The sequence below is a fragment of the [Actinomadura] parvosata subsp. kistnae genome, assembly GCF_900323885.1.
Classification (GTDB): Bacteria; Actinomycetota; Actinomycetes; order Streptosporangiales; family Streptosporangiaceae; genus Nonomuraea; species Nonomuraea composti.
In genome coordinates, this window is sequence record NZ_OOHJ01000018.1 from 2979225 (window position 1) to 2991596 (window position 12372).

Annotated in this window: 6 protein-coding genes; 3 read left to right on the forward strand and 3 right to left on the reverse strand. The window is 71.7% G+C overall.

The annotated features are described in order from the left end of the window. The first annotated feature begins 97 nt into the window (after positions 1-97). Both KIS93_RS34025 and KIS93_RS34030 read left to right on the forward strand, forming a co-directional pair. A complete protein-coding gene (locus tag KIS93_RS34025; protein WP_080043805.1) occupies positions 98-2440 on the forward strand; it encodes a sigma-70 family RNA polymerase sigma factor in 2343 nt (780 codons plus the stop codon). Positions 2441-2621: 181 nt separating this feature from the next. After that, a complete protein-coding gene (locus KIS93_RS34030; RefSeq protein WP_418113302.1) occupies positions 2622-3839 on the forward strand; it encodes an NYN domain-containing protein in 1218 nt (405 codons plus the stop codon). Between the two features lie 59 nt (positions 3840-3898). On the opposite strand, the gene KIS93_RS34035 is transcribed toward KIS93_RS34030, so the two are convergent. Continuing rightward, a complete protein-coding gene (locus KIS93_RS34035; RefSeq protein ID WP_080043803.1) occupies positions 3899-4528 on the reverse strand; it encodes a response regulator in 630 nt (209 codons plus the stop codon). Positions 4529-4531: 3 nt separating this feature from the next. Beyond that, a complete protein-coding gene (locus KIS93_RS34040; protein ID WP_080043802.1) occupies positions 4532-8716 on the reverse strand; it encodes a HAMP domain-containing protein in 4185 nt (1394 codons plus the stop codon). A gap of 472 nt (positions 8717-9188) precedes the next feature. Between KIS93_RS34040 and KIS93_RS34045 the strand changes: the two genes are divergently transcribed. After that, positions 9189-10379 carry a PP2C family protein-serine/threonine phosphatase gene (locus KIS93_RS34045; RefSeq protein ID WP_080043801.1) on the forward strand — a complete coding sequence of 397 codons (1191 nt, stop codon included), beginning with the start codon at positions 9189-9191 and terminating at the stop codon, positions 10377-10379. 213 nt (positions 10380-10592) lie between these two features. On the opposite strand, the gene KIS93_RS34050 is transcribed toward KIS93_RS34045, so the two are convergent. Further along, positions 10593-12353, reverse strand: a complete 1761-nt coding sequence (locus KIS93_RS34050) for a prolyl oligopeptidase family serine peptidase (RefSeq protein WP_080043800.1) — start codon at positions 12351-12353, stop codon at positions 10593-10595. Positions 12354-12372: the final 19 nt, after the last annotated feature.

Sequence of the window (12372 nt, forward strand, 5' to 3'; positions counted from 1 at the left end):
CGGATCTCACCAGGAGTAAAGACGCAGGCGCGGTTTAGTCATGACGGGGAATGCGGAATGATTGCGCGGGGCAACCCCGCGTAATCGTGAGGTCACTATGGGTGTCGAATCGCCGCAAAGCGATGCAGATCTGCTGCAGGCGGTCAGGGCGGGCAACGCCGCCGCGTACGGGGAGCTCTACGAGCGCCACGTGGCGGCGGCCCGCGCCCTGGCCCGGCAGCTCGTCAGGGGTGCCGAGGTCGACGACGTCGTCGCCGAGTCGTTCACGAAGATCCTCGACCTGGTCGGCAGGGGCGGCGGCCCCGACTCCGGCTTCCGCACCTACCTGCTGACCGTGGTCCGGCGCACCGTCTACGACCGCTCCCGCGTCGAGAGCCGCCAGGTGACCACCGGCGAGATCGAGCTGTACGACCCGGGCCTGCCCTTCGTCGACCCCGCCCTGGTCGGGCTGGAGAAGTCGCTGATCGCCCGCGCCTATCTGTCGCTGCCCGAGCGCTGGCGGGCGGTGCTGTGGCACACCGAGGTCGAGCGGGCCAAGCCGGCCGAGGTGGCGCCGCTGCTCGGCCTGTCGCCCAACGGCGTGGCCGCGCTGGCCTACCGGGCCAGGGAGGGGCTGCGGCAGGCGTACCTGCAGATGCACCTGGGCTCCCCGCCGCAGCACGACTGTCGCCCCGTGCTCGGCAAGATGGGCGCCTACGTGCGGGGCGGGCTGACCAGGCGCGATTCCAAGGTGGTGGACGAGCACGTCAGCGGGTGCGAGGAGTGCCACGGCGTGCTCCTGGAGCTGACCGACGTCAACCGCGGACTGCGCGTCATGGTGGGGCCGCTGATCGCGGGGCCGCTGTTCGGCGGCTACGCGGCGGCGCTGGGCAAGACGGGCCTCGTGGGCGCGGGCGGCGCGCTGCGGCTGTTCGGCCGGCTGCGGCGGGTGCCGAAGCAGCAGGTGGCGGTGGCCGGCGGCACGGTGGCGGTGGCGGCGGCCGTGCTGGTCGCGCTGCTGCTGGTGGCCGACGAGATGCCGATCGTCAGGCCGCCCGCGAGCACGCCGGTCGCGCAGCCACCCGTCTCGGAGTCGCCGGTGCCGATCCCGGTGCCGGTGCCGCTGCCGAGCGAGCGGCCGGCCCCGATCCCCGCGCCGGTCAAGAAGGACAAGCCGGGCAAGGCGCGGCTGCGGGCCACGATCGACGCGCTCGGCTCCCTCGTCCGCGCCCAGCCCGGCATCGTCGGCATCCGCCTGCGCAACTACGGCGAGAGCCCGAGCGAGGAGCTGTCCGCGCAGGTCGACCTGCCCGACGGCGTCACCCTGATCCCTCCGGCGCGCCGCCACCAGAGCGCCGCGCGGCTGGGCCCCGTCGGCACGGTCGACGGCTGGTCCTGCCGGCCGGTCGGCGGCGGCGCCCGGTGCACCAGGCAGCCGCTGGCGGCGGGCCAGGGCACGGCGGTCTTCCTGCGGGTGCTGGTGGCCGACGAGGCGCCGCAGGGCGCGGGCCCCGCGGTCCGCATCGCCGCCGGCCCGCTGCGGCTCCAGGCACAGGCCGAGGAGGGTGTACGCGTGTCCGGCGCGCCCGCCAGGTTCGCCACCGACGGCAAGGTTACGGTCAGGGCCATCGGCAACACGCTGCTGAGCTGCCCCGCCGAGCGCGAGGGCTGCCTGGAGACCAGGCGCAGGCAAGGCGCCCAGCGCGACAACGACCTGTGGCCCATGACCGCACTCGACCAGGACGAGCGGGCCGACACGACCTCCTCCAGCGGGGCCGAGCTGTCCCTGCCGAAGGGCAGCGAGGTCGTCTGGGCGGGCCTCTACTGGTCGGCGGCCGGCGAGCAGGCCGGGCCCATCAAGCTCAGACCGCCGGGGCGGCGCAAGTACGTGACGGTCCAGCCGGACGAGGTGACGATGCGGGAGCTGCCGCTGGGCGCCGCCTACCAGGCGTTCGCCGACGTGAGCGACCTGGTCGGCGGCTCGCGCAGGAACGGCACCTGGTGGGCGGCCGACGTCCCGATGACGACGGGCGCCTCCCGCCATGCCGGATGGAGCCTCGTGCTGATCGTCACCGACCCGTCGGAGCCCTACAGCCAGGCTGTGGTGCTCGACACGGCCACCGTGATCGGCGGCGCGGCCCGGCGGGTGCGGGTGCCGCTGGGCGGGCTGAGCCCGGCCGCCGCGCCCGCCCGGCTGGAGCTGGTCACGTGGGAGGGCGACGCCGACCTCAAGGGCGACAAGGTCTCGCTCGGCTCCGGCCCGCTCGTCCCCGGCGGCGGCGACCGCGACCGGGCCAACGTCTTCGACGGCTCCTCCAACGGCGTGGCGGGCATGACGTTCGGCACCGACGTCGACACGGTCGGCGCCGAGCTCGGGGTGGACCCCGGGCTGACGATCGTCACGGACAAGGACGTGGTCCTGTTCGGGGTGGCCGCGCTGAGCGTGCGGGCGCGCTCGTGACCACGAACGGGACAAACTGGTACGGTCTGCCTAAGTGGTCTGGCGCATCGGTGACCGGGGGCCGAACTGTCGGGATAAACCCTCGCGCGATCACCTGCTTTCATTACCCTGAGAGAGGGCCGCCGAGTCCGGTCTCTGTCGGTGCAGAGCCAGCAAGGTCGGACCACCAGGAAAGGGGCGGGTGTCAGTGGATCGCTGCGCGCTGTTCGTGGACGCTGGCTATCTGCTGGCTGATGGAGCGATGGCCGTGCACGGCACGCGTCATCGGGAGGCGGTCTCCTGGGACTATCCAGGGCTGCTCCAGCTGATGACCAGCCTGTCGCGCGAGCGCACCGGGCTGCCGCTGCTGCGGTGCTACTGGTACGAGGCCACGATCGAGGGCCGCCGCACCCCCGAGCACGACGCGCTGGCCGACATCCCCGGCCTCAAGCTGAGGCTGTCGCGCATCAGGCCGGGCCGCCGCGAGGGCGTCGACGCCCAGGTGCACCGCGACCTGATGACGCTGGCCCGCAACAACGCCATCTGCGACGCCGTCGTGGTCAGCGGCGACGAGGACCTCGCGCAGGTCGTGTGCGACGCGCAGGACCTCGGCATCAGGGTGACCGTCATCCACATCGCGGCCGAGGGCGGCTGGGCCGTCTCGCGGTCGCTGCGGCAGGAGTGCGACGACCTCGTGGAGGTGGGCGCGGCCCACCTGCGGCCGTACGTCAGCCTGGTCACGGGCATCACCGAGTCCGCCTCCAACGGCCATCACCAGCCGATCAGCAACGGGCACAACACGCCGTCGCTGCCGCCCGCGCAGCCGTCGCTGCCGCCGACGTCGATGCCCTCGTCGATGCCGCAGTCCTCCAGCAGTGCGGGCAGCCACGCCGCGCCGCCCTCCTCCGGCAACGGCCAGTCGTCCGGCGGGTCGCGCGGCCAGTCCACGCCGCCGGTGCTGCCGACGTACAGCAGCTACCAGGCCGAGCAGCCGCCGCCACCTCCGCCCGCGTCGCCCGTCACCGGGCCCATCCAGGCGCAGCCGCAGCAGTCCAGCCCCACCACCGGGCAGTTCTCGACGTCGTCGAGCGGCACCTACCAGCCGTCGCAGCTCGGCCCGTACACCGGCCCGCAGCCCGCGCCGGTCACCCAGTCCGCCGCCACGGCGGGCGCCACCACGCTGGCCGACGCCGTCAAGGCCGCCCACCGCGAGGGGCACGACTTCGGCGAGTCGGTGGCCCGCGACGCGCCCGCGCTGTGGCTGGAGGCGGTGCTGGCCCGCAAGCCGCGCATGCCCTCCGACCTGGAGGCGCGGCTGCTGCAGGGCTCGTCGCTGCCGATCGACTTCCTGCTGCACGACGAGGTGCGCCACGCGCTGCGGCGCGGCTTCTGGGACGCCCTGGAGCGCGCCCGCCACTGACCGCACGCCACCCCCGGACGGACGGACACCGGTCCGGGGTCCGGGGGTGGTGCGGGAGGTCAGGAGAGCGCGTCGAAGCCGGCGCGCAGGTGGGTGACGCGATCGGACAGGTCGTTCAGCGGCACGGCCAGCGCCGGGTCTTGCGACTTGCGGGCCAGCTCCCTGACCCTGGCCAGCTCGTCCTCCACCGCGGTCAGCCGCCGCGACAGCTCCGGCAGCACCGACGCGTGGTCACCGGCCCCCGGCGGCAGCTCGCCGCTGAGGCGGTCGCGGAGCATCGACGCCTGCTCGGCCAGGCGCTTGTTCATGTTGTACAGCTCGGTGAACACCGACACCTTCGCCCGCAGCACCCACGGGTCGAACGGCTTGGTCAGGTAGTCCACCGCGCCCGCCGCGTAACCGCGGAAGGCGTAGTCGGGGGCGCTGTCCACGACCGTCAGGAAGATGATCGGGATGTTGCGGGTACGCTCACGCCGCTTGATGTGCGCGGCGGTCTCGAAACCGTCCATGCCGGGCATGCGAACGTCGAGGAGGATCAGCGCGAACTCGGTGTTGAGCAGCGCCTTGAGCGCCTCCTCGCCCGACCTGGCACGCACCGGCACCAGGTCGAGTGAGCTGAGGATGGCTTCGAGGGCGATCAGATTCTCCTCGCGGTCATCCACGAGGAGGATCTTTGCACGATCCGGCATCGATCACGACCCTTCGGGCGACGAGGCTGACGAGTCGGACGTGGCGCCCCGGCCGCGGCTGAGCCAGCCGCGCAGCCGTTCGAGCAGGCGGTCCACGTCGACCGGCTTGGGCACGTAGTCGGACGCGCCCGAAGCGATGGACTTCTCCCGATCGCCCCGCATGACCTTGGCGGTCAGCGCGATGATCGGCAGGTCGGCGAACTGGGGCATGCGGCGGATGGCCGACGTCGTGGCCCAGCCGTCCATCTCCGGCATCATGATGTCCATCAGCACGAGCGCGACGTCCTCGTTGCGTTCGAGCTGCTCGATGCCCTCCCGCCCGTTCTCGGCGTAGACGACGGTCGAGCCGTGCCGCTCCAGCACGCTGGTCAGCGCGAACACGTTGCGGATGTCGTCGTCCACGATCAGGATCTTGGCGCCGTTGAGCGGGTCGTCGCCCTGCCACTGGCTGGGCGTCTCGACCGGCGGCTCGACCAGCTCGGGCAGCGGCAGGTCGAGCGGCAGCGGCGGCTCGGGCGCCGTGGTGGCCGGCTCCTCGCTCGGCGGCGTCATGAGCTGCCGGCGCGCGGTGCCGGGGTCGGTGGCGGCCAGCGGGCCGTTGTAGGAGGCCGGCAGGTAGAGCGTGAACGTGCTGCCCTTGCCCAGCTCGCTGTCGACGTGGATCTCGCCGCCCAGCAGGCGGGCGATGTCGCGGCAGATCGCGAGGCCGAGACCGGTGCCGCCGTACTTCCTGCTCGTCGTGCCGTCGGCCTGCCGGAACGCCTCGAAGATGACCTCCCGCTTGTCGGGCGCGATGCCGATGCCGGTGTCGATCACCTGGAACGCGAGCAGGTCGGTGCAGTCGTGCAGGCTGTCGTCGTCGAAGTCGATGTCCGGAGGCGCCATCGACACGCGCAGCTTCACCTCGCCGCGCGGGGTGAACTTCACCGCGTTGGACAGCAGGTTGCGCAGCACCTGCTGCAGGCGCTGCTCGTCGGCGCGCAGCTCGTGCGGCACGTCGGGCTCGACGTCGACCGTCAGCGACAGCCCCTTGTCCTGGGCGAGCGGCGCGAACGCGGCCTCCAGGAGGTCCACCATCTTCGGCAGCGACACCTGGATCGGATGGATGTCCATCCGGCCCGCCTCGACCTTCGACAGGTCGAGCATGTCGTTGATGAGCTGCAGCAGCGCCGAGCCCGCGCTGTGGATCGTGCGGGCGAACTCGACCTGCTGGGAGGTGAGGTTGCCCTCGGCGTTCTCGGTCAGCAGCTTGGCCAGCACCAGCAGGCTGTTGAGCGGCGTGCGCAGCTCGTGCGACATGTTGGCGAGGAACTCGGACTTGTAGCGCGAGGAGACCGCGAGCTGCTCGGCCCGCTCCTCCAGCGTGCGGCGGGCCTGCTCGATCTGGAAGTTCTGGATCTCGATCGCGCGGTTCTGCTTGGCCAGCAGCGCCGCTTTGTCCTCCAGCTCGGCGTTGGACCTGCGCAGCTCCTCCTGCTGGCGCTGCAGCTCGTCGGAGCGCTCCTGCAGCTCGCGAGTGAGCCGCTGGGACTCGGTGAGCAGGTCTTCGGTGCGGGAGTTGGCGATGATCGTGTTCATCGTGACGCCGATGGTCTCGACGAGCTGCGTCAGGAAGTCGTGGTGCACCTCCCCGAACGGCGTGAACGAGGCCAGCTCCAGCACGCCCAGCACGCGGTTCTCGAACAGGATCGGCAGCACCACGATCTGTGCCGGCGTGGAGCGGCTGAGCCCGCTGTCGATGGTGATGAACTGCGGCGGCACGTCGTTCAGCACGATGTGCCGGCCCTCCTCGGCGGCCTGGCCGACGATGCCCTCGCCGAAGACGAAGCGCTGGCGCGGGCCCCGGTCGGGGCGCACGCCGTAGCCGCCGATGAGGATCAGCTCGCGCTCGTGCTCGGGGTCGATGGCGTAGAAGGCGCCGTAGCGGGCCGACACGAGCGGCGTCAGCTCGCTCATCGTCAGCTTGGCCACTTCGAGCAGGTCGCGGTGGCCCTGCATGAGCCGGGAGATGCGGGCCAGGTTGGACTTGAGCCAGTCTTGCTCCTGGTTGGCCTGCGTGGTCTCGCGCAGGCTGCCCACCATCGAGTTGATGTTGTCCTTCAGCTCCGCCAGCTCGCCCTGCGCCTCGATGGCGATGGAGCGGGTCAGGTCGCCGCGCGCCACGGCGCTGGTGACGGTCGCGATGGCGCGGATCTGGGTGGTGAGGCTGCCCGCGAGCTCGTTGACGCTCTCGGTGAGCCGCTTCCACGTGCCCTCGACGCCCTCGACCCGCGCCTGGCCGCCGAGCTGGCCCTCGGTGCCGACCTCGCGGGCGACCCGGGTCACCTCGGAGGCGAACGACGAGAGCTGGTCCACCATCCGGTTGACCGTCGTCTTCAGCGCCAGGATCTCGCCCTGCGCGTTCACGTCGATCTTGCGGGTGAGGTCGCCGTTGGCGACCGCGGTGGTCACCTCGGCGATGTTACGCACCTGGTAGGTCAGGTTGTTGGCCATCGAGTTGACGTTGTCGGTCAGGTCCTTCCAGACGCCCGACACGCCCTTCACCCGCGCCTGCCCGCCGAGCTGGCCCTCGGTGCCCACCTCGCGGGCGACGCGGGTGACCTCGTCGGCGAAGGACGACAGCTGGTCCACCATCGTGTTGAGGGTGTCCTTGAGCTGCAGCATCTCGCCCTGGGCGTCAACGGTGATCTTCTTCGACAGGTTGCCCTGCGCCACCGCGGACGACACGGCCGCGATCTGGCGCACCTGCGAGGTGAGGTTGTTGGCCATCGAGTTGACGTTGTCGGTCAGGTCCTTCCAGACGCCCGACACGCCGCGCACCTGCGCCTGGCCGCCGAGCTGGCCCTCGGTGCCGACCTCGCGGGCGACCCGGGTCACCTCGGAGGCGAACGACGAGAGCTGCTCGACCATCGTGTTCATGGTGGACTTGAGCTCGAGGATCTCGCCCTGGGCGTCCACGTCGATCTTGCGGGTGAGGTCGCCGTTGGCCACGGCCGTGGTGACCTGGGCGATGTTGCGTACCTGGTAGGTCAGGTTGCGCGCCATGGAGTTGACGTTGTCGGTGAGGTCCTTCCAGACGCCCGACACGCCCTTCACCTCGGCACGGCCGCCCAGCTTGCCCTCGGTGCCGACCTCGCGGGCGACGCGGGTGACCTCGTCGGCGAAGGACGAGAGCTGGTCCACCATCGTGTTGAGGGTGTCCTTGAGCTGGAGGATCTCGCCCTGCGCGTCAACGGTGATCTTCTTTGACAAATTGCCCTGGGCCACCGCCGTCGCCACGGTGGCGATGCTGCGCACCTGCGAGGTCAGGTTGTTGGCCATGAAGTTGACGTTGTCGGTGAGGTCCTTCCAGACGCCCGACACGCCCGTCACCTGGGCCTGCCCGCCGAGCTGGCCTTCCGTGCCCACTTCGCGGGCGACCCGGGTCACCTCTTCGGCGAACCCGGAGAGCTGGTCGACCATCGTGTTGACGGTGTTCTTCAGCTCGAACATCTCGCCCACGGCGTCGACCGTCACCTTGCGGCTCAGGTCGCCCTTGGCCACCGCCGTGGTCACCACGGCGATGTCGCGCACCTGCGCCGCCACGCGGGACGACATCGTGTTCACGGCCTCGGTCAGGTCGCGCCAGCTGCCCGACATGCCGCGCAGGTTGGCGCTGCCGCCCAGCCGCCCCTCCGTGCCGGCCTCGCGGGCGACCCGCGTGACCTCGGAGTTGAACAGCGCGAGCTGGTCCACCATGCCGTTGATGGCCTTGCCGAGCCGGCGCACCTCGCCCCGCGCCGAGCGGTCGAGGTCGATGCGGCGCGACAGGTCGCCCTTGGCGACCGCGTCGATGACGTCGGCCGCGCCGCTGACCGGGCTTACCAGGGCGTCGATCAGCATGTTGACCGACTCGACGCTCTCGGCCCACGCGCCGACGCCCGGCCCGGGCGTCAGCCGCTCGCCGAAGCGGCCTTCCTTGACGACTTCTTTGCGCACGCGTGACAGCTCGTTGGCGAGGTGCTCGCGCCGGTCGGCCACTTCGTTCAGCAGCAACCGCACCTCACTGAGGATGCCAGGAGGCGCGTGAGGGACCCGACGCCGGAAGTCTCCGTCACGCCAAGAGAAAAGAGTCTCAAGGATGGGCACGAGATCCGACTCGGTGTAAGTCCTCTCCTCTGGGCTTAGAGCGGCCTTGGCCGTGGTCATGGGGCCTCCTTCACTCGTCGCTGCCGCACGGCGAGTGATTCAAGTCTGTCACGATGAGTAGCTCGTAGTCCTGTCCTTGGATTTACCCCAAGTCAGCGGGAAGTGTGGTAGGCACGTTGGGATGACTGCTTCTCCCCATGCGGTGCTGGCCGCGACCTTCGCGCCCGGCGAGACCGCTGTGACGGCTGCGATGAGGTTCACGCGCGAGGTGATGACCGCGTGGGCCACCGGCGGCGTGCTCCATACTGCCGAGCAGGTCGCCGCGGACCTGGCCGAGCAGGTCGCTGATGAGCCGTTTGAGGTGATTTGGAAGCATTTCGGGGACGCAGTGCAGGTGGAGTTGCGGCAACGAAACCTCTCCCAGAGTGATCCGAAGGCTCCTTCCGTCAACGTCGAGGAGTGGGGAGTCACCTTTGCGGGCGATTCCCGTGTCCATTGGGCAAGGCTCACGCTACCTGGCTCCGCCGACCGGGTGGCAGCCGAATGGCTGGAGGAGAGCAGCCGCGGGCCACATTGGCTGGGGTTCCTGGCCGACGCCAGCGACCTGCTCGCCGGCACGCTCGACCCCGACATGGTGCCGGCGATCATCGCCCAGGTCGTCGTGCCCCGGTTGTCGAGCTGGTGCGCCGTCTACACCTCCGACAACTCCGGGCCGCTGCGCCTGGTCTACCTCTGGCACGCCGACGAGGCCAGGATCGACGGCCTGCGCGAGCAGCTCACCGACATGGACGTCGACGCCGCCGACACCCGCGTCACCTCCCTGATCCACCTGCCCGAGTCGCAGGTGCTCGCCGTGCCGCTGACCGCGCGCGGGCGCAGCCTCGGCATGATGTGCCTGGGCCGCCCCGACCGCTTCCCCGACGAGGTCATCCAGTTCGCCGAGGACATCGGCAGGCGCGCCGCGCTGGCCATGGACAACGCCCGCCTCTACGCCCAGCAGGCCGCCGCCAACCGCGCCCTGCAGCGCAGCCTGCTCCCGCCGAACGAGCCCGAGGTGCCCGGCCTCGACTACGGCGTCATCTACGAGCCCGCCGGCGAGGTCAACGAGGTCGGCGGCGACTTCTACGACCTGTTCAAGGCCGGCGACGACTCGTGGCGCTTCGCCATCGGCGACGTCTGCGGCACCGGCCCCGAGGCCGCCGCCGTCACCGGCCTGGCCCGCCACACGCTGCGGCTGCTGGCCCGCGAGGGCTACGGCGTGGCCGCCGTGCTGGGGCGGCTCAACCAGGCGATCCTGGAGGAGGGCGAGCGGGCGAGGTTCCTCACGCTGCTGCACGGCGACATCACGCCCGTGCCCGACGGCCTCGAGGTACGGCTCGTCTCGGCCGGCCACCCCGAGGCGCTGCGCCTCAAGCCGAGCGGCCACGTGGAGGCGGTCACCACCCCGCAGTCGCTGCTCGGCGTCTTCCACGAGGTCGTGTTCGAGGCCGACACCGTGCACCTCGACCACGGAGACGTGCTGCTGGCCGTGACCGACGGGGTCACCGAGCGGCGCTCCGGCGGGCGGCTGCTCGACGACGACGGCGGGCTGGCCAAGCTGCTGGCCGAGTGCGCCGGGCTGTCGGCCAGGGCGGTGGCCGAGCGCATCCGCAGGGGCGCCGCCGAGTTCGCCTCCGAGCCCAGCGCCGACGACCTCGCCATCGTGGTGCTGCGCGCCCGCTGAGAGGCGGGACAGCGGCGGGGGCGTGCTGGTCAAGGTGCGCCTTTCCGGCTGACTGCGGGTGGCGAGATGATGACAGGCGCTCCGGCCGACAGTCAAGAGCATGGTCAAGAGCCCGGTCAAGGCCATTCTCGCAGCTCGCCGAGCGTCCTGGCGACGCGGGAGCACTCTGCGACAGGCTGGGGACGCCCCGTGGCGACGAGGCGGGGGGCGCGGTCAGCCGATGTGCTTGCGGGCGAACTCGAGCTGCAAGGCCGTCTGCGCGATCCGCTCGGCCACCACCAGGGAGCCGCGGATGGCGTCGTAGGTGTAGACCTCGTGGTGGCGGCCGTGCTCTTCGAGCTTGGTGACGTACTTCTCGATCTGCCGCAGCGGGCACCGGGTGTCGTTCTCGGCCGCGAGGATCAGCAGCGGGCTCTTGACCTGGTCCACGTAGGTGATGGGGGAGCTGGCCGCGTACCGCTCCGGCTGCTCCTCGGGCGAGCCGCCGAGCAGCGCGCGGTGGAAGGCGCGCAGGCTCTCCGCCTCGTCCTCGTACGACGTCTGGTGGCAGGCGATCGGCACCGCGGCGATGCCGCACGCCCAGAGGTCGGGCTGGGTGCCGAGGCCGAGCAGCGTCAGGTAGCCGCCCCACGCCGTGCCGGCCAGCAGGGTCCGGCCGGGGTCGGCGATGCCGTGGTCGACCACCCACTGCCGCACGGCCGCGACGTCGGCCAGCTCGATGTGCCCGACGTCGCCGTGCAGCGCGTCGCGCCAGGCGGAGCCGTAGCCGGTCGAGCCCCGGTAGTTGACGCGGACGACGGCGAACCCGGCGTCCACCCAGGCCGCCACGGTCGGCGAGAACGCGTCGCGGTCGTGCGCCGTCGGGCCGCCGTGCAGCAGGAAGACCGTCGGGTAGGGGGCCTGGCCGGTCTCCGGCCTGGAGACCAGCGCGTGGATGCGGCCGCCCTCGCCCTCCACGTCGATGTCCTCGACCGGGACGCTCGGCGGCGCCGGCGGGCCGATGGGGTTGACCACGACCTGGCCGTTGCTGGAGCGCACGATCGGTGGGCGGGAGGCGCTGGACCAGGAGTACTCGACGTGGCCGCCGGGCCTGGGCCGGGCCTCGTCGATCACCCCGTGCGGCGTCTCGATGGGCGTCAGGCCGCCGCCGCGCAGGTCGTAGCGGTGCAGGTGGCTGCGGGCGCGGTCGTCGCGCAGGATGAGCAGGCCGCGGCCGTCGTCGTACCACTCGGCGTGCAGGTCTCCAGGGTCGCGCAGCCAGATCTCGCGCTGCTCGCCCGTCACCGGGTCCCAGACCAGCGGTTCGTCGCGGCTGCGGCGCTCGTGCAGGGCCAGCAGGCGGCGGTCGCCGACGATGGGGGCGAAGCTGAGGCCGACCACGCCCTTGCCGGGGCCGTCGTGCAGCTCGCCGACCACGTGGCCGTTCTGGCGGACGACGCGCAGCGCCGGGTGCCGGAAGTCGCCGTACTCGCCGTGGTTGATGGCGATGAGGGAGCCGTCGAGCGACATGGCGGCCAGCCAGGCGGCCTCGGTGTGCTCGTACAGGGTCTCGGCGGGCTGGCCCTCGCGGACGAGGTGGACGCGGAAGGTGCCCTCGCCGGCCAGGCTGATCGCGGCGACGCCGGCGGTGGACAGCGCGATGCCGCCGGGCTGGCCGGGCGGCAGGTCGGGCGCGACGGGCTGGCCGGGGCCGCCGGTGAACGGCCGGCGCCACCACTGGCCGTACTCGTCGCCGTCGGTGTCGGCGAACCAGTAGATCCACTGGCCGGTGGGGTCGATCGCCGCGTACGCGGTGCCTTTGGGCTGGTCGGTGACCTGGCGGGTGGCGCCGGTCACGCGGTCCCAGGCGTAGACCTCCCACTTGCCCGTGGCGTTGGAGCGGTAGATGGCGCGGTTCGGGGCCTGGCGGGCCCAGGACGGCAGCGTCATGCGCGACGCGCGGAACCTGGCCTGCCAGCGTTCCTCCGCCTTCATCCGGCGCGCCCCCTCCCGT